This window comes from Pseudomonas sp. UBA5666 (assembly GCF_002420785.1).
GTDB lineage: Bacteria > Pseudomonadota > Gammaproteobacteria > Pseudomonadales > Pseudomonadaceae > Aquipseudomonas > Aquipseudomonas fulva.
This window is the reverse complement of sequence record NZ_DIIQ01000045.1, coordinates 84,780-102,694: the sequence shown is the minus strand read 5'-3', so window position 1 is coordinate 102,694 and position 17,915 is coordinate 84,780. Positions and strand designations below refer to the sequence as shown.

The following is a 17,915-nucleotide window of genomic DNA, read 5'->3' as shown; positions in this document are numbered from 1 at the left end:
CAGCGCTTGACAGGCCTCCATGCGTGGCAACTCCCTCCGCAAGCGCTGCGTTCGGCCTTCTGAAGTCGCGAAGATAAAAAGCAAGACCAAGATCAAGATCAAAAGCAAGATCAAAAGCAAGATTAAACGCTATGGAGTAAGGGGGAGTCAGTATTGAACTCAAGAGTCATGAGAGGTTGTGTTGGAAGCACGTACGCAGCGCAAGGCCCGATAGCGACCTTGAACGTGAAGAAGTTGTAGCTCGGTGCAAGTCAGGCGCGCGTACTGTCGCCTTGAGCACCCCATCAAGGGGCGGGTAATAGCTGAATAACTACAACCTTGGAGGCCAGCGCCGGAAGTCCACAGCGTATCGGCAAGATCACCTCGACCCCGCCACACTATCGCCTCGATAGCGAACGGTGGTTGTCCTGCAACCTGCGAAAGAGGACAATTATCGGCTTCCTGTCACAACCAGCGATCTTGCATGGCCTTTCTTGCACTTGGTATCAACCATAAGACTGCCTCGGTAGACGTACGCGAGCGCGTGGCGTTTACCCCGGAGCAGCTGGTGGACGCCCTGCAGCAGCTCTGCCGCCTCACCACCAGTCGCGAGGCAGCGATCCTGTCCACCTGCAACCGCAGCGAGCTCTACATCGAGCAGGACCAACTGTCGGCCGATGCCGTGCTCCAGTGGCTGGCCGACTATCACCGCCTCAGCCTCGACGAACTGCGTGCCAGCGCCTACGTGCATGAAGAACACGACGCCGTCCGGCACATGATGCGCGTCGCCTCCGGCCTCGACTCACTGGTGCTCGGCGAACCGCAGATCCTCGGCCAGATGAAATCCGCCTATGCCGTTGCCCGCGAGGCCGGCACCGTCGGGCCGCTGCTCGGGCGCCTGTTCCAGGCCACGTTCAGCGCCGCCAAACAGGTCCGTACCGACACCGCCATCGGCGAAAACCCCGTGTCGGTCGCTTTCGCGGCCGTCAGTCTGGCCAAACAGATCTTCAGCGACCTCGCCCGCAGCCAGGCACTGCTGATCGGCGCCGGCGAGACCATCACCCTGGTCGCTCGCCACCTGCACGAGCAGGGCGTACGCCGCATCGTGGTGGCCAACCGTACGCTCGAGCGCGCCAGCACCCTGGCCGAACAGTTCGGCGCACATGCCGTGCTGCTCGCCGATATCCCCCAGGAACTCGCCAACAGCGATATCGTCATCAGCTCCACCGCCAGCCAGTTGCCGATTCTGGGCAAGGGCGCCGTCGAAAGCGCCCTCAAGCAGCGCCGACACAAACCCATCTTCATGGTCGATATCGCCGTCCCGCGCGACATCGAGACCGAAGTGGGCGAGCTCGACGATGTGTACCTGTATACCGTCGACGACCTGCATGACGTGGTTGCCGAAAACCTCAAGAGCCGCCAGGGCGCTGCCCAGGCCGCCGAAGAACTGGTGGCGGTGGGGGCCGAGGATTTCATGGTGCGCCTGCGAGAGCTGGCCGCTGTCGATGTGCTCCGGGCCTACCGCCAGCAAAGCGAGCGACTGCGCGATGAAGAACTGCAAAAGGCCCAGCGCTTGCTGGCCAATGGTGGCAACCCTGAAGACGTATTGGCCCAATTGGCGCGCGGCCTGACCAACAAGCTCCTGCATGCGCCCAGCGTGCAGCTGAAAAAGCTCTCGGCCGAGGGCCGCCTCGATGCGCTGGCCATGGCCCAGGAACTCTTTGCCCTCGACGAGGGCTCCACGGACAAATCCCTGCAATGAAAGCGTCGCTGCTCAATAAACTGGACATTCTCCAGGACCGCTTCGAAGAACTCACCGCCTTGCTCGGTGATGCCGAGGTCATTTCCGACCAGACATGTTTTCGCGCCTATTCCCGCGAATATGCCGAAGTCGAGCCGGTGCACACGGCCTATCAGCAATGGCGCAAGGTCCAGGATGATCTTGAAAGCGCCCAGGCGCTGCTCAAGGACAGCGACCCGGACATGCGTGAAATGGCCGTGGAGGAAGTGCGTGAGGCCAAGGACCAGTTGGTGGCGTTGGAGTCGCAACTGCAGCGCATGTTGCTGCCCAAGGACCCCAACGACGGGCGCAACGTGTTTCTCGAGATTCGCGCTGGAACGGGTGGCGACGAAGCGGCGATCTTTTCGGGCGATCTGTTTCGCATGTATTCGCGCTACGCGGAAAAGCGCGGCTGGCGGCTGGAGATCCTTTCCGAGAACGAAGGCGAGCACGGCGGGTACAAGGAAATCATCGCCCGCGTCGAGGGCGAGAACGTGTACGGCAAGCTCAAGTTCGAGTCCGGCGCGCACCGTGTACAGCGCGTCCCTGAAACCGAATCCCAGGGCCGCATCCACACCTCGGCCTGCACCGTGGCGGTTTTGCCGGAGCCGGATGAACAAGCGGCCATCGAGATCAACCCAGCCGACTTGCGCGTGGACACCTACCGCGCGTCCGGCGCGGGCGGTCAGCACGTGAACAAGACCGACTCGGCCATCCGCATCACGCACTTGCCCACAGGCATTGTCGTCGAATGCCAGGAAGAGCGTTCCCAGCACAAGAACCGTGCGCGCGCCTTGTCCTGGTTATCGGCGAAGTTGAACGACATGCAGACCAGCGCCGCTCAGAACGCCATCGCCAGTGAGCGCAAACTGCTGGTGGGCTCCGGGGATCGCTCCGAACGCATCCGCACCTACAATTATCCACAGGGTCGGGTCACGGACCATCGCATCAACCTGACCTTGTACTCGCTGGACGACGTGCTGGCCGGTGGGGTCGATGCGGTGATCGAGCCCCTGCTGGCCGAATACCAGGCCGACCAACTGGCTGCACTGGGGGACTGATGACCATCATCGCCAGCCTGCTGCGCAACGCGCAGTTACCCGACTCGCCTACCGAGCGCCTGGATGCCGAGCTGCTGCTGGCGGCGGCGCTTGGCAAGTCGCGCAGTTATTTGCACACATGGCCAGAGCGCATCGTCAGCAGCGAAGCTGCCCAGACCTACGCCGGCTACCTGCAGCGGCGCAGGGAAGGGGAGCCTGTGGCCTATATCCTGGGCCAGCAGGGCTTCTGGAAGATCGATCTGGAAGTGGCCCCGCATACGCTCATCCCGCGCCCGGACACCGAACTGCTGGTCGAGACGGCACTGGAGTTGCAGCCTGCGCTGCCGGCCAGGGTGCTCGACCTGGGGACCGGCACCGGTGCAATTGCCCTGGCGCTGGCCAGCGAGCGACCGGCGTGGCAGGTAACGGCGGTGGATCGCGTGCCCGAGGCCGCCGCGTTGGCCGAGCGCAATCGCCAGCGGCTTGGCCTGGCCAACGTCCGCATCCAGGTCAGCCACTGGCTTGAGGGGCTTGCCGACGAGCGCTTCGACCTGATCGTCAGTAACCCACCCTACATCGCGGCTTCAGACCCGCATCTGGTCGACGGTGACGTGCGCTTCGAGCCCAGCAGCGCGCTGGTAGCCGGGGTCGACGGTCTTGACGACCTGCGGGTCATCGCCGCCCAGGCGCCGAGCCACCTCGCCCCTGGCGGTTGGCTTCTGCTCGAGCATGGTTACGACCAGGCTGATGCCGTCCAGGTGCTGTTGCGGGAAAACGGCTTTGTCGAGGTGGGCAGCCGCATCGACCTGGGCGGTCACCAGCGCATCACCGTGGGGCGCTTGCCATGCTGAGCGACCAGGAGCTGCTGCGCTACAGTCGGCAGGTATTGCTGTCCCAGATCGACATCGACGGCCAGCTGCGCCTCAAGCAGAGCAAGGCCCTGATCGTCGGACTCGGTGGCCTGGGCTCGCCTGTGGCGCTGTATCTGGCAGCTGCCGGCGTTGGCGAGCTGCACCTGGCGGATTTCGATACGGTCGACCTGACGAACCTGCAGCGCCAGGTCATCCATGACAGTGCCAGCGTGGGCATGAGCAAGGTCGACTCGGCCCTGCAACGTTTGCAGGCGATCAACCCGGAAATCGACCTGGTCGCCCACCGCCAGGCGCTGGATGAAGACTCACTGGCCGCTGCCGTATCGGCAGTGGACCTGGTCCTGGACTGCTCGGATAACTTCGGTACACGTGAGGCGGTCAACGCGGCCTGCGTGGCGGCCGCGAAGCCCTTGGTCAGTGGCGCCGCAATACGCCTGGAAGGCCAGCTGTCGGTGTTCGACCCGCGCCGGGACTACAGCCCCTGCTATCACTGCCTGTATGGCCATGGCAGCGAGGCCGAGCTGACCTGCAGCGAGGCTGGCGTGATCGGCCCCTTGGTGGGTCTGGTGGGCAGCTTGCAGGCGCTGGAGGCCATGAAGCTGCTGGCCGGCTTTGGCGAACCCTTGGTAGGGCGACTGTTGCTGATCGACGCCTTGGGCACGCGCATCCGTGAGTTGCGGGTCAAACGCGACCCTGGCTGCGCGGTGTGTGGCAAGCGCGATGGCTGAGCGCGAGGGGCCGGTCGGGGTGATGGACTCCGGGGTGGGGGGGCTGTCGGTGCTTGCCGAGATTCGTCAACGCTTGCCCAACGAAACGCTCCACTACCTCGCGGATTGTGGCCATGTGCCGTACGGGGAAAAGTCCCCGGACTACATTCGTGAACGCTGCCGCCACATCGCCGCCTTCTTGCATCAACAAGGCGCCAAGGCCATGGTACTGGCCTGCAACACGGCTACCGTGGCTGCGGTGGCTGATCTGCGCGCGCACTATCCTCACTGGCTGATCGTGGGCATGGAGCCGGCGGTCAAGCCTGCCGCAGCGGCCACCCGTTCAGGGATAGTCGGCGTGCTGGCCACGACCGGAACCTTGCAAAGTGCCAAGTTCGCCGCCTTGCTCGATCGCTTTGCCAGCAACGTGCAGGTGATCACCCAGCCTTGCCCCGGGCTTGTCGAACTGATCGAAACGGGAGACCTGAACAGCCCGGTGTTACGCACGTTGCTGGGCAGGTACGTTGAACCGCTTCTGGCGGCGGGCTGCGATACCTTGATACTGGGCTGCACGCATTATCCGTTCCTGAAACCCTTGCTGGCTGAAACGGTGCCGTCCCACGTGGCCGTCATCGATACGGGCGCAGCCGTGGCGCGCCAACTCGAACGCCTGCTCGCGGGTGCTGATCTGCTGGCACCCGGCCCGGCTCGGCCAACGCGGTTCTGGACCAGCGGCGATCCACGCGCGTTGATGGATATCCTTCCGGTGCTGTGGCATACCTCTCAAGACGTGGAACGTTTCACGTCCTGAGCACGCTGCACTGCATGACTGCACGGTGTGTTGAGCCTCGCAGCTAGTGCTGCGGCAGCGGCCAGAGATTCGACGGGTTCAGCGTCTCGAGCACCAGCTCAGGCTCACGTGCAGGCAAGCGCGCCAGAAGCTCCAGCGCCGCTGTGTCGGCGGTCCAGTCTTCCGGCACCGCGCTGGCAGCCGTCACAGGGTTTTTCAGGGATTGTGGCGCTACCACTGTCAGCGCTATGCCGTTGGCGAGCAACGATGAACGCTGCTCCCTTACCCACTGCACGGCGTTGTTCCAGCCGGCAGGAAACTGCGTCGGCGCGTAGAGCTGCGTGGCGGAGTAGCGGCTGAAAACCGCCATTATCTGGGGCGTATCGCCCTTGTCCAGCAAGGGCGTGGCGTACTCGAGGCAGTGCTGTGCCGCCTGAAGGTTGGTGGTGATCAGATGCTCGAACAACTCGCTGTCCGAGGTACCAGGGAGCAAGTAATCACAGGTGGCGGCATTCAGGATCAAGCCATCCAATGAGCCCCAGGCGTCGCCGATCATGCGGCCTGCCTCGTCAGCATCGGGCTGCTGATGTAACTGGCCTGGAAGCCGCAGCAAGCGATCGCCATGGTGCAAGCACAAGCGATCGAGTTCCTCGCTTGCACCTGCACTGGCGGCGACCCGCTGCCCATTAGCTAAAAGATTGCGGACCAGTGCCAGGCCCAGCCCATCCGTTGCGCCCGTAACCCAAAAACTGCGTGAGCCACCCACGGCATTGCCCTCTATACACGACTAGCGGGGCAACTCCTTGAAAGCCTGGAGCGCCCGCTGTCGACTACTGTGAAGATCGACGATAGGAGTGGGATAGAGGTTAGCATCAATCAAGCCGTGGCATTTTCCGGGGTCGTGGATATTTTTGTCGTCAATGCCCTGCAATTCAGGTACCCACTGACGAATGAAGCGGCCCTTGGGGTCAAAACGTTGGGACTGCGACACGGGGTTGAAGATCCTGAAGTAGGGGACCGAGTCGGTGCCGGTGGATGCGCTCCACTGCCAGCCGCCGTTATTGGCCGCCAGATCGCCGTCGATCAGATGGCGCATGAAGTGACGTTCCCCCAGCCGCCAGTCGATCAACAGGTTCTTGCTCAGGAACATGGCGGTCAGCATGCGTAGCCGGTTGTGCATCCAGCCGGTGGCCAGCATCTGGCGCATGGCCGCATCGATGATCGGGAAGCCGGTTCGGCCCTGCTGCCAGGCTTCGAATTCCTTGGGTGCCTTACGCCACGGCAACGCCTCGGTGTGCGCACGGAAGGCACGATGCCGAGACACCTGGGGATAGCCCGTCAAGATGTGCTTGTAGAATTCGCGCCAGAGCAGCTCGTTGATCCAGGTCTGGACGCCGCTGCTGCCGCTGTCGAACTCGCCTCGGTTGTGGGCCAGCGCGGCATGCAGGCATTGGCGGGGTGAGATGACCCCCGCTGCAAGGTAGGCTGACAGCTGACTGGTGCCCTCGCGAGCAGGAAGATCACGCAACGTCTCGTAATCGTCGATGACCTCGTCGGTGAATCGGGCAAGCCTTGCCTGAGCCTCCTGCTCGCCAGCAGGCCAATGCTTGCGCAGCGCGTCTGCGGGCTTTTCGAAGGGATCGACATGGTGCGCAATCGGGTCGCTCTTGATTGATGTCGGGGCTTGACGTTTAACCGGTGAGGCCATTGAGGGCAGGCTGCGGTGCAAGTGTTCCAGGCAGTTTTTCTTGAATTGGCCGAACACCTGGAAGTAGCCGCCACTGCGGGTCAGCACCGTTCCGGGCCGGAACAGGAGCTGGTCGAGGTGGCTGTGAACCTGAACCTCGGAGGCTTCGAGCAACTGGCGCGTGGCCGTGTCGCGGCGGGCCTCGTTGATGCCGTATTCCTCGTTCCAGTGAACGCTCTGGACATGATGCTTCCGGCAGACGTCGAGCACAGCCTGAGGCGCATCATCCCAGGTGTCTATCGTGCGTATGAGCAATGGGATGTTGAGCGCATCAAGCGACTGGCGCACCTCGCGCAGGTTGCGTAGCCAGAAATCCACTTTGCAGGCCGCATCGTCATGGGCCTGCCATTGACCAGGACTGATAAGCCACAGGGCCAGGGTTGGGCCACGTTCACTGGCGGCGCTCAGGGCGGTGTTGTCGGTAACGCGTAGGTCACTGCGAAGCCAGGTCAAATGCATGAAATCGGAATCTCTCCAGGCTGGCAGTCACAGGCCTTGCAGTAACTGCAAGGCCGCTTGAGGGGTATCGAAGGTGTGCAGGTGAGGCAGGTCGAGCGAGCCCAGTTGGGCCTGATGCAGCGCCAGCAAGGCTCCCCCGGCAAGGGTGGGCAGCTGCAGGTTCTGGAGCGTGCGCTGCAACGCGCGGGTGTCGATGCGCGGGCCGAGGTTCAGGAGCACCGCGCGCGGCTTCAAGGCCGCAGCTGCACTCTGCAACTGCGCACCGGCCACGGCTTGCTCGAGGATTTCCACCGCAAAGCCATTGCTGGTGAACAGCCATGCGCAGAGCCACAGGCCAGGGTCGAAGCCTCGGTCACTGTCTTCGGCAAGCAGAACCGGTGGGCCCTGTAGCAGCTGATTGTCGTGATACACCCGCGCGCCCAGTTTGCTGCGCAACCACGTATGGAAGAACACCTGCTCAAGCCGGGCGTTGAAGTAATTGCGCCAGCGCAGTTCCAGCAGGTCCAGCAAAGGCAGCAGCAACTGCTCGCATAACGTGACGGCAGGGTAGAGCGCCATGGCCTGGTTCAACTGTTGATCCAGCGCCCGTTGCGACAAGTTGGCGATGGCTTCGAGCATCTGGAACTGACGGGTTTGCCAATCCCCGGTGGGTGGGGTGCTGAGTGGCTTGTCCAGCAAATCCCCCACCTGGCTGACCGATGCACCACGCTGCAACCAGGCCAGGATCGCTTCCACTCTCTCGACCTGTTCGACCGGGTACAGTCGATGCCCCTTGGGTGTGCGCTGTGGCTTGAGCAGCCCGTAGCGCCGCTCCCATGCGCGCAGGGTGACCGGGTTGACGCCCGTGCGCCGGGCCAGCTCACCAATTGGTAGAAGAATCTCAGACCGCATTACGTAGTCCCAGGCGTTCAGGATGAGGCTGCAAGTAGGCTTGTTGCAGCAGGTAGGGGTCAGGGTGGTTGCGCAGATGATGCTTGAGTAGGGTCAGCGGTACGATCAAAGGCACGACCCCTTGCTGGTACTGTCCGATCAACGTCTGCAGCTCGGCTTTGTCGGCAGGGGTCAGGGCGTTTTTGAAGTAGCCGCTCAGATGCTGCAACACATTGCCGTGTGTGCCACGGCTGGCACAGCGGCGCAAAGCCTGCATCAGCTCCGAGAAATAGCAGGGGGCGACAACGGCCGTATCGTCGTCCTTGCTCATGCTGCCGAGCATGCGCCCCAAGGTGCGATAAGCCTGCGGGTTGTTCGCCATCAGCAGGTACTTGTAGCGGGAGTGGAAAGCCAGCAGCGCATGGCGACTCAAGCCTTGCTCAAGCAGATGTTGCCAATCGGCGTACGCGTACACGCGGCTGATGAAGTTTTCGCGCAGAACAGGGTCGTGCAGGCGGCCTTCCTCTTCGACCGGCAGGTCTGGCCTTAGCTCGCAAAAAGCTTGCGCATAGGCGCCGCGACCGCGGTTGATGGCCGGGTGACCATTGTCCTGGTAGACCTTGACACGCTCAAGACCGCACGAGGGCGACTTCTGCATGAAGATGTAGCCGCAAACATCATCAAGTTCGGCGGCCATCTGTTTACCGTAATCACGCAGCGGACCCGTATAGTCCAGGTCAGGGTTGCGCGTGCCCACGACTTCAGGATGTTCAGGGTCGCCCACCAGCCGGATTGGATCGCGCGGTACACCCAGGCCAATGGCCATTTCTGGGCACACCGTCGTCCATTCGAAATGTTCTTCCAGTTGGGTGCGGCACAGGTCCGAGGACTTGTGCCCACCGTTGTAACGCACGTTATGCCCGGTCAGGCAGGCACTGATAGCGATGCGCGGCTTGTGGTGAACTGCAGGGTCGTGCATAGCTGCCTCCGTATACCTGTACAACTTATCAGTCATGTACAGGAATATTCCAGCACATAGTGGGTCCGGTGCGAACCCTTAAGGTGTAGATAGCCGATCAGTCCAAGTGTTCAAGTAAACGGCGCGCGGCCTCTTGTCCACTCAACCAGGCACCTTCCACCCGTCCGGACAGGCACCAGTCCCCGCAGGCATATAACCCTTGGTCGGCATCGGCCAGGGCGCCGAATTCGTGATGGCTGCCGGGGCGGGCGTACAACCAGCGGTGGGCCAGGGCAAACGCGGGCTCAGGCACGGCGCAACCGACCAGTTCGGCGAACTCGCCGCGCAGGTGCTCGACGACGTCGTCCTTGGACAGGTCGATGTGTTGTCGGCTCCAGTTGGAAGTGGCGTGCAGTACCCACGTGTCCAGCGTCTCGTCGCGCCCCGGCTTGCTGCGGTTGCGTGCCAGCCAGTCAAGGGGGCTTTCCTGGACGAAGCAGCCTTGCATGGGCGTATCCAGAGGGGCCTTAAAGCCCAGCGCCACCGCCCACGTCGGCTCCATCTGCACCCCGGCGGCCACGGCTGCGAGCTTTGGCGTGGCTGCCAGCAGGGGCGTTGCCTGTGGCGCCGGTACGGCAACCACCACACGGCGGAATGGACCATGGCTGCAGCCCTCGGTGTCCTGCAGGTGCCAGTAGTCCTTGCCGCGAAAGACCTCGGTAATACGGCAGGCGAAGCTTACGGTCATGTCCTTGAGCAGGCCGCGGGTGATGGCGCTCATGCGTGGCACGCCCACCCAGCGGGTCTGTTCATCGGGGGAGGGGGTGAGTGACCCGTCGCGGTAGTTGTACAGCTGTGGTTTCCACTGCGCCGCCCAGCCGGCGGCTACCCAGTGCTGCAGTTCTTCGACGAAGCGGCGGTCACGGGCGGTGAAATACTGCGCCCCCAAGTCCAGTGCACCGGCTTCGCTGCGTTTGCTGGCCATGCGCCCGCCGCTGCCATGGCCCTTGTCGAAAAGGTGCACGGTCTGCCCGGCGCTCTGCAGTGCCTGGGCGGCTGACAGGCCGGCAATGCCAGCCCCGATGATGGCAATAGGTATGGTCATGATGGCCTCTTAAAACCTTGCTATGCGCAGATTACGCTGTCAGGCAAACCTGTACAATCATAAAAATATGTATAAGTATATTCCGCAAGTAACGATTGGTTGGCCTATGTTTATCGGAGAGCATGGGCGCTAGAAAGTGCCTTGATGTTAAAAATAGACCACTGCCTTATTCCATGAGGACACTGCCATGCACATCCTGCTGACAGGCGGCACCGGATTGATAGGCCGGCACTTGTGCCGTCACTGGCTTGCTCAAGGGCATCGGCTCACCGTGTGGAGTCGACGTCCCGAGGCGGTGGCGACGCTTTGCGGCGACGGTGTCAGAGGCATTGCCGAGCTCAATGAACTGGAAGCGGCCGACCCCATTGATGCCGTGGTGAATCTGGCCGGTGCGCCGATTGCCGATCGACCCTGGACGGCCTCTCGGCGCAACCTGCTGTGGTCAAGCCGCATCGCCCTTACGGAGCAATTGCTGGCATGGCTGGGCAGGCGTGAGCAGCGTCCGGGCGTGCTGATCTCAGGTTCGGCCGTGGGATGGTACGGTGACGGCGGCGAACGTGAGTTGACCGAAGACGCCCCGCCGGTGGTCGAAGACTTCGCCAGCCAACTGTGCATCGCCTGGGAGGAAACGGCGTGCCGTGCACAAGCGCAGGGCATTCGGGTGGTGCTGGTGCGTACAGGGCTGGTGCTGGCCAGCGACGGCGGCTTCCTGTCTCGCCTGCGCTTGCCCTTCAAGTTGGGATTAGGTGGGCCGATAGGCAACGGTCGGCAGTGGATGCCCTGGATCCACATAGACGACCAGATCGCCCTGATTGATTTTCTCTTGCAGCGCACCGACGCCAACGGCCCTTACAATGCCTGTGCACCTGAGCCTGTGCGTAACCGTGAATTTGCCAAGCAGCTGGGCAGGGCGCTGCACCGACCTGCCGTGATACCCCTGCCTGGGTTGCTGCTGAAAGCTGGCCTGGGCGAGATGTCGAACCTGCTGCTCGGTGGCCAGCGCGCCTACCCCACGCGGTTGCTGGCAGCCGGGTTCACGTTCCGCTTCAACGATCTGCAATCGGCGCTGGGCAATTTGTCCAGCCGCCTCTGACATAGGATGCTGCATGACCGATCACGCTTTGCTGCTGGTCAACCTGGGTTCACCGGCCTCCACGTCGGTAGCCGATGTTCGCCGCTACCTCAATCAGTTTCTCATGGACCCCTATGTGGTCGACTTGCCCTGGCCCATCCGGCGCCTGTTGGTGTCGTTGATACTGATCAAGCGTCCCGAGCAGTCCGCCCACGCCTATGCCTCGATCTGGTGGGACGAGGGCTCGCCGCTGGTGGTGCTTACCCGTCGCCTGCAAGCGGCCATGGTCGATCACTGGCCTCACGGGCCGGTGGAAATCGCCATGCGCTACGGTGAGCCAGCCTTGCCCCAGGTACTGGAGCGGCTTGCGGCGCAGGGTATACGCAAGGTCACCCTGGCGCCCCTGTACCCACAATTTGCCGACAGCACAGTAACGACCGTCGTGGAGCTCGCCCGGCAGACCATCACCGAGCAGCAACTGCCGCTGCAGATGCGCGTGCTGCAACCGTTCTACGATGATCCAGACTACATCGACGCATTGGTCGCCAGTGCCCGGCCCTATTTGGAGCAGGACTATGACCACCTGCTGCTCAGCTTCCATGGCTTGCCCGAACGCCATTTGAAGAAACTCTTCCCTAGCGGTACGAAGCATGACCTGCGAGCGCCCGAGTGCTGCGAAGGTGCCAGCGCCCAAGTGCGTGCCGTGTGTTACCGCGGGCAGTGCCTGGCTACGGCCAGGGCGTTCGCGACGAAGCTGGGCATACCAGCGGGCAAGTGGTCGGTCTCCTTCCAGTCGCGGCTGGGCCGGGACAAGTGGATCGAACCCTATACCGAAGCGCGGCTGGACGAACTCGCCCAGGCCGGGGTGAAGAAGTTGCTGGTGATGTGCCCGGCCTTCGTGGCTGACTGCATCGAGACGCTCGAGGAAATCGGCATGCGCGGCAGCGAGCAATTCGTCGAAGCCGGTGGTCAGGAGCTGGTGCTGGTGCCCTGCATGAACGAACACCCGGAATGGGTGAGGGTGCTGGCCAAGCTCTGCGAAAACGCTTGATGGCCCGCCTGGTCTGGCCCCGTCGAGGACGGCGCCAGACCAGGCGACTCAGGCGTCAAGGCAACTGATCATCCTGCTGCTTGTGCTTCCAGGCATCGTTGCCTGGCAGGATGAGGTTGAGCGCGATCGCCACGATAGCGCACAACGCGATGCCCTTCAGGCCCCAGTCGTCGGGACCGTCACCGCTGCCGACCAGCACGCCGCCGATACCGAATACCAGGGTCACCGACACGATCACCAGGTTCCGCGCTTCGGCGAGGTCGACCTTGTGGCGGATCATGGTATTGAGCCCGACGGCTGCGATCGAGCCGAACAGCAGACAGAGGATGCCACCCATCACAGGCACCGGAATGCTCTGCAGCAGGGCGCCGAACTTGCCGATGAAGGCCAGGGTGATGGCGAACACCGCAGCCCAGGTCATGATCTTCGGGTTGTAGTTCTTGGTCAGCATCACCGCGCCGGTCACCTCGGCGTAGGTAGTGTTGGGCGGTCCGCCGAACAGGCCGGCTGCCGTCGTGGCGATGCCGTCACCCAGCAGCGTGCGGTGCAGGCCCGGTGTCTTCAGGTAGTCCCGTCCCGTCACGCTGCCCACCGCGATGACCCCGCCGATATGCTCGATGGCCGGCGCCAAGGCCACGGGCACGATGAACAGGATGGCCTGCCAGTTGAAGGCAGGGGCGGTGAAGTTGGGCAATTCCAGCCAGGGCGCCGCTGCAATCTTCGCCGTGTCGACCACCCCGAAAGCGAACGACAGGGCAAAACCCACCAGCACGCCGGCGATGATCGGCACCAGGCGGAAGATGCCTTTGCCGAACACGGCCACGATCAGCGTCGTCAGCAGGGCCGGCATGGAAATCAGCATGGCGGTGCTGTAGGGCAGCAGCACGCTACCATCGCCAGCCTTGCCCATCGCCATGTTGGCCGCGATCGGTGCCATGGCCAGGCCGATGGAGATGATCACCGGGCCGATCACCACCGGGGGCAGCATACGGTCGATGAAGCCTGTGCCCTTGATCTTCACCATCAGGCCCATGAAGGTGTAGACGAACCCGGCGGCCATGACGCCACCCATGGTTTCTGCCAGACCGAACTGGCCCTTGGCGAGAATGATCGGGGTGATGAAGGCAAAGCTCGATGCCAGGAAAACCGGCACCTGACGCCCGGTCACCAGCTGAAACAGCAAGGTGCCAAGGCCTGCGGTGAACAGCGCGACGTTAGGGTCCAGGCCGGTAATCAAGGGCATCAGCACCAGCGCGCCAAATGCCACGAAGAGCATCTGCGCGCCTGAAACGACCTGACGCCAGAGCGGGTCGTTGTAGCCGTCCTGCATGGTCAGGCGTCCTTTTGCTTGGTGCCGAAGATCTTGTCGCCGGCATCACCCAGGCCTGGGACGATGTAGCCATGTTCGTTCAGGCGCTGGTCGATGGAGGCCGTGTAGATCTGCACATCCGGGTGGGCCTTGTGTACCACGTCAATGCCCTCTGGGGCAGCAACCAGGACCATGGCGCGGATTTCCCGGCAACCGGCCTTTTTCAGCAGGTCGATGGTGGCGACCATCGAGGCGCCGGTGGCCAGCATCGGATCGATGATCAGTGCCAGGCGCTGATTGATGTCCGGCGCGAGCTTTTCCAGGTAAGTGTGGGCCTCAAGCGTCTCTTCGTTGCGGGCCACGCCCACCGCGCTGACCTTGGCACCCGGCACTAGGCTGAGCACGCCGTCGAGCATGCCGATGCCTGCGCGCAGGATTGGCACGACCGTGATCTTCTTGCCGGCGATCTTTTCCACGGCAACCTTGCCGCACCAGCCGTCGATTTCGTAGGTTTCCAGTGGCAGGTCCTGGGTGGCCTCATACGTCAACAGGGCGCCGACTTCCTGGGCGAGTTCGCGAAAATTCTTGGTGCTGATATCAGCACGGCGCATCAGGCCGAGCTTGTGGCGGATCAGCGGATGGCGGATCTCACGAGTGGGCATAGGGGGGGGCTCCGAAAGGCGGGCAAAAAAACCGCGCTAGATTAATCTATTCAGCCTGTGCTGTCGTCTGATCATTTTGCACGTTAGTCCATAAACGCTTGATCTGTGACGAGCGGATGCGTACCTTTGCCCGCTTTTCCAAAATGCACCTCCTGGAGAGCGCCATGTCCGCCGATCTCGAGCATATCCGTCAAGTCATGCGTGAAGCAGACTGCCTGTACACCGAAGCCGAAGTCGAAGCGGCCATCGCCAAGGTCGGCGAGCAGATCTGCCAAGAACTGCACGACAAGAACCCCGTGGTGTTCTGCGTGATGAACGGCGGCCTGATCTTTGCTGGCAAGCTGTTGACCCACCTGCAATTCCCGCTGGAAGCCTCGTACCTGCACGCCACCCGTTACCGCAACCAGACCAGTGGCGGCGAGCTGTTCTGGAAGGCCAAGCCGGAAGTCTCGTTCATCGACCGCGATGTGCTGATCGTCGATGACATTCTCGACGAGGGCCACACCCTCAGCGCTATCATCGACTTCTGCAAGCATGCCGGCGCCCGCGCCGTGCACACGGCCGTGCTGATCGACAAGGACCACGACCGCAAGGCCAGCCCGGACCTCAAGGCCAACTACGTGGGCTTGCCGTGCGTCGATCGTTACATCTTCGGTTATGGCATGGACTACAAGGGCTACTGGCGCAACGCCAACGGCATCTTCGCCGTCAAAGGGCTCTGAGCGCAGCCTGCCTGCCGCCCGCGTGTAGCATGCTAGAGTGCTCCTTCAAGCCAAGGAGCCTCACATGCGTGCGTTCATCCCGTTCCTGCTGGCAGTCAGCCTGCCCCTGGCTGCCGCGCCGATGCACAGCCAATTCTTGCCGCCCGACGACCAGTCCCTGCGCCAGGCAGCGCCCACCGCCCAGCAGCTCCTTCAGGTCACCGACTACACCGTGGTGGTCGGCGCCCAGCGCCAATCGGACCAGCAACCCATTCCGATCACTTCTTCCTTGCAGGTGCGCCTCAAAGGCAAGCCTCTGAGCAAGGCGGCCAGCATCACCCAGGTGCTGCTGACCTTCGACGGCGAGGCGGCCAAGAGCCTGAAAAAGCCGCTGTACGACGAGAAGACACGCACGCTGAGCTTGAATTACCCGCTCAGCGATTACCGGGTCATCATGGACCTGCTGCGCAACGAGACCCTGTATGTGCAGTTTCTCACCTATGCCAACGGGCACATCTGGGCGGACCTGCACACCGGCACCGTACGTACGCGTTGAGGCTCGCGCGCGGCGGAAGGTACACTGCCGCCCTTTGAACATCGTGATGGTCCAGTTGGAGTCGGCAATGCGTAAAGACAAGAAACAGGTAATCGGTGACGAAATCAGCGACGACTACATCAAGGCGTTTCTCCAGTTCGAGCCCGCCGATGAGGTCACCTCGCCCTCGCTGCACAAGCTGGTAAAGGCTTACCGCGGCTTGCGCGTGGATGACTTCCGGCGTTTCGTTGGCTTCTTCGTCGAAGCAGGCTTGGACCTCGATGGCAAGGACGAGCACGGCAAGACGTTCGCCGAGCAGATCGCCGATCAGCGCAATGGCGAGGAGTACATCGAAATCATCGAAAACGCCCGCTCACGGGCATGAAAAAACGCCCCGAGGGGCGTTTTTCGTTGGCCGGGCGGCTTAGGCGTAATGCTTGGCTGCCGGGCTGCTTTGCACCAGATCCAGTGCCGCATCGTTGTCGGCGCTGATCTTCTGGTAAAGCGCAGCGTCGGTGGCCAGGGTCTTCTCGCGCGCCGGGAAGATCTCCTTGAGCTTGGCTGCCCAGGCACCTTTTGCCTGCTCCGGGAAGCAGCGCTCGATCAGTTCCAGCATGATCGAGACCGTCACCGAAGCACCGGGCGATGCGCCCAGTAGCGCCGCCAGGCTGCCGTCCTGGGCAGACACCAACTCGGTACCGAACTGTAGAACGCCGCCTTTCTTCGGGTCCTTCTTGATGATCTGCACACGCTGGCCAGCCACTTCCAGGCGCCAGTCTTCGGCCTTGGCCTCGGGGTAGAAGCGGCGCAGGGATTCCAGGCGCTGCTCCATCGACTGCATCACCTCACTGACCAGGTACTTGGTCAGGTCCATGTTGTCTCGGGCCACCGCCAGCATCGGGCCAAGGTTGCCCAGGCGTACCGACAGGGGCAGGTCCAGCAGCGAACCGTGCTTGAGGAACTTGGTGGTAAAGCCGGCATACGGCCCGAACAGCAGGGATTTCTTGCCGTCGACCACGCGCGTGTCCAGGTGCGGCACGGACATGGGCGGCGCGCCAACGGCGGCCTGGCTGTAGACCTTGGCCTGATGCTGACTGACGATTTCCGGATTGTCGCAACGCAGCCACTGGCCACTGACCGGGAAGCCGCCAAAGCCCTTGCTTTCGGGGATGCCGGAGGCCTGCAGCAGCGGCAGGGCAGCGCCGCCGGCGCCGAGAAACACGAAGCGGGCGTCCACTTCGCGGCTGCCGCCGCTGTTGACGTCCTTGATGCTGACCGTCCAGCCGGCGCCGTTGCGACGCAGGCCCACGACCTTCTTGCAATACTTGACCTGCGCGTCGGGCGCGTCGCCCAGCAACTTGAGCAGTTTGTTGGTCAGGGCCCCGAAATTGACGTCGGTCCCCTTGAGCACCCGGGTGGCGGCAATGTGCTGGTCAGCCGGGCGGCCCGGCATCATCAGCGGCATCCACTCGTTCATCACGGCCTTGTCGTCGGTGTACTCCATCTCGGCAAAGGCGTGATGCTGCTTGAGCAGTTCATAGCGCTTTTTCAGGAAGGCGATGCCCTTGTCACCCTCGACGTAGCTCAGGTGCGGTACCGGGTTGATGAACGCCCGCGCCGGGCCGAAGTTGCCTTTCTTGCTCAAGTAGGCCCAGAACTGGCGAGACACCTCGAACTGGGTATTGATGTGCACGGCCTTCTTGATGTCGATGCTGCCATCAGCGGCCTGGGGCGTGTAGTTCAGCTCGCACAAGCCGGCGTGGCCGGTGCCTGCGTTGTTCCAGGGGTTGGAACTCTCTGCGGCCCCGGAATCCATCGCCTCGACCACTTCGAGTTTCAGGGTCGGGTCGAGTTCCTTGAGCAGTACGGCCAGGGTGGCACTCATGATGCCTGCGCCTACCAGTACTACATCAACCGATTCGTTCTGCGCCATTTAACGCGTCTCCACAATCTACAGCTACCTAATTGACAGCACAGGATCACCGGGTTCTCCAGGATCGCCATGTCCGACTTTTCGCAGTTCATGCAACGTCCGCGGACACCGCCAACCAGTCTTTGGGTTCGCCTATTGAACCCTGTTTGCCCCAGGTGCGGCAATTCGACTTATGGTCAACGACCGTCGGATGCGCTACGCAAGCCGCTCAGACACGCATCCAGGTTGGGGCCATTTGCCGCCTGTTCAGGGCTGTAGGGGACACACCTGCCGCTTTTGCACATGCCAGATTGTTCATTTGCTCGCCACACTCTTGTGAAGTAGTGAAAACCGTTTTTTCACGCT

17 protein-coding genes and 1 pseudogene are annotated in these 17,915 nt (G+C 62.5%); 10 read left to right on the top strand and 8 right to left on the bottom strand.

The features are described from left to right. The first annotated feature begins 463 nt into the window (after positions 1-463). The 5 genes from hemA to murI are packed head-to-tail and all read left to right on the top strand — an operon-like array spanning position 464 to position 5,189. Complete coding sequence (gene hemA, locus B2Y33_RS20480; protein WP_027916625.1) at positions 464-1,741, top strand: glutamyl-tRNA reductase; 1,278 nt, start codon at positions 464-466, stop codon at positions 1,739-1,741. Continuing rightward, positions 1,738-2,820: a peptide chain release factor 1 gene (gene prfA / locus B2Y33_RS20475; RefSeq protein WP_206405981.1), complete on the top strand. Its 1,083-nt coding sequence runs from the start codon at positions 1,738-1,740 to the stop codon at positions 2,818-2,820. Before hemA ends, prfA begins: the two co-directional genes overlap by 4 nt. Then, the gene (prmC, locus tag B2Y33_RS20470) at positions 2,820-3,650 is read left to right on the top strand and encodes a peptide chain release factor N(5)-glutamine methyltransferase (protein ID WP_140175028.1); all 831 of its coding nucleotides are present in this window, start codon (positions 2,820-2,822) and stop codon (positions 3,648-3,650) included. Before prfA ends, prmC begins: the two co-directional genes overlap by 1 nt. Continuing rightward, the gene (locus tag B2Y33_RS20465) at positions 3,644-4,399 is read left to right on the top strand and encodes a molybdopterin-synthase adenylyltransferase MoeB (protein WP_027916622.1); all 756 of its coding nucleotides are present in this window, start codon (positions 3,644-3,646) and stop codon (positions 4,397-4,399) included. Before prmC ends, B2Y33_RS20465 begins: the two co-directional genes overlap by 7 nt. Next, positions 4,392-5,189: a glutamate racemase gene (gene murI / locus B2Y33_RS20460; RefSeq protein WP_027916621.1), complete on the top strand. Its 798-nt coding sequence runs from the start codon at positions 4,392-4,394 to the stop codon at positions 5,187-5,189. The genes B2Y33_RS20465 and murI overlap by 8 nt, the downstream gene beginning before the upstream one ends. Before the next feature lie 43 nt (positions 5,190-5,232). Here the strand turns inward: murI and B2Y33_RS20455 are convergent, their stop codons facing one another. From B2Y33_RS20455 to B2Y33_RS20435, 5 genes and pseudogenes are all read right to left on the bottom strand, one after another. Next, on the bottom strand, positions 5,233-5,934 hold the full coding sequence (locus B2Y33_RS20455) for an SDR family NAD(P)-dependent oxidoreductase (protein WP_196110177.1): 702 nt from the start codon (positions 5,932-5,934) through the stop codon (positions 5,233-5,235). Positions 5,935-5,955: 21 nt separating this feature from the next. Further along, positions 5,956-7,374, bottom strand: a complete 1,419-nt coding sequence (phrB, locus tag B2Y33_RS20450; RefSeq protein ID WP_027916619.1) for a deoxyribodipyrimidine photo-lyase — start codon at positions 7,372-7,374, stop codon at positions 5,956-5,958. Next, positions 7,365-8,265, bottom strand: a pseudogene (locus B2Y33_RS20445) (MerR family transcriptional regulator). The gene phrB and the pseudogene B2Y33_RS20445 overlap by 10 nt, the downstream one beginning before the upstream one ends. Beyond that, positions 8,255-9,223 (bottom strand): YbgA family protein, encoded by a 969-nt coding sequence (locus B2Y33_RS20440; RefSeq protein WP_206405983.1) that lies wholly within the window; start codon positions 9,221-9,223, stop codon positions 8,255-8,257. Before B2Y33_RS20440 ends, B2Y33_RS20445 begins: the two are co-directional and overlap by 11 nt. 97 nt (positions 9,224-9,320) lie before the next feature. Continuing rightward, positions 9,321-10,307, bottom strand: a complete 987-nt coding sequence (locus B2Y33_RS20435) for an NAD(P)/FAD-dependent oxidoreductase (RefSeq protein ID WP_027916617.1) — start codon at positions 10,305-10,307, stop codon at positions 9,321-9,323. A 187-nt stretch (positions 10,308-10,494) separates the two neighbouring features. On the opposite strand from B2Y33_RS20435, the gene B2Y33_RS20430 reads away from it, so the two are divergent. After that, positions 10,495-11,400, top strand: coding sequence for a TIGR01777 family oxidoreductase (locus B2Y33_RS20430; RefSeq protein ID WP_140175030.1), 906 nt, complete (start codon positions 10,495-10,497; stop codon positions 11,398-11,400). Positions 11,401-11,413: 13 nt separating this feature from the next. Next, positions 11,414-12,430, top strand: coding sequence for a ferrochelatase (hemH, locus tag B2Y33_RS20425; protein WP_104926520.1), 1,017 nt, complete (start codon positions 11,414-11,416; stop codon positions 12,428-12,430). A gap of 55 nt (positions 12,431-12,485) precedes the next feature. Here hemH and B2Y33_RS20420 read toward each other — a convergent pair whose 3' ends face one another. Both B2Y33_RS20420 and upp read right to left on the bottom strand, forming a co-directional pair. Beyond that, positions 12,486-13,760, bottom strand: coding sequence for a uracil-xanthine permease family protein (locus B2Y33_RS20420; RefSeq protein ID WP_023534705.1), 1,275 nt, complete (start codon positions 13,758-13,760; stop codon positions 12,486-12,488). Between the two features lie 2 nt (positions 13,761-13,762). Then, positions 13,763-14,401, bottom strand: coding sequence for a uracil phosphoribosyltransferase (gene upp, locus B2Y33_RS20415; protein WP_027916614.1), 639 nt, complete (start codon positions 14,399-14,401; stop codon positions 13,763-13,765). 164 nt (positions 14,402-14,565) lie between these two features. On the opposite strand from upp, the gene B2Y33_RS20410 reads away from it, so the two are divergent. The 3 genes from B2Y33_RS20410 (at position 14,566) to B2Y33_RS20400 (ending at position 16,022) form a co-directional block, all read left to right on the top strand. Beyond that, positions 14,566-15,123 (top strand): hypoxanthine-guanine phosphoribosyltransferase, encoded by a 558-nt coding sequence (locus B2Y33_RS20410; RefSeq protein WP_140175033.1) that lies wholly within the window; start codon positions 14,566-14,568, stop codon positions 15,121-15,123. A 64-nt stretch (positions 15,124-15,187) separates the two neighbouring features. Continuing rightward, entirely contained in the window at positions 15,188-15,658 is a 471-nt protein-coding gene (locus B2Y33_RS20405) for a hypothetical protein (protein WP_028688106.1), read from the top strand. A gap of 67 nt (positions 15,659-15,725) precedes the next feature. After that, positions 15,726-16,022 carry a PA4642 family protein gene (locus B2Y33_RS20400; RefSeq protein WP_027916611.1) on the top strand — a complete coding sequence of 99 codons (297 nt, stop codon included), beginning with the start codon at positions 15,726-15,728 and terminating at the stop codon, positions 16,020-16,022. Positions 16,023-16,061: 39 nt separating this feature from the next. On the opposite strand, the gene mqo is transcribed toward B2Y33_RS20400, so the two are convergent. Continuing rightward, positions 16,062-17,570: a malate dehydrogenase (quinone) gene (mqo, locus tag B2Y33_RS20395; RefSeq protein WP_023534698.1), complete on the bottom strand. Its 1,509-nt coding sequence runs from the start codon at positions 17,568-17,570 to the stop codon at positions 16,062-16,064. Positions 17,571-17,915: the final 345 nt, after the last annotated feature.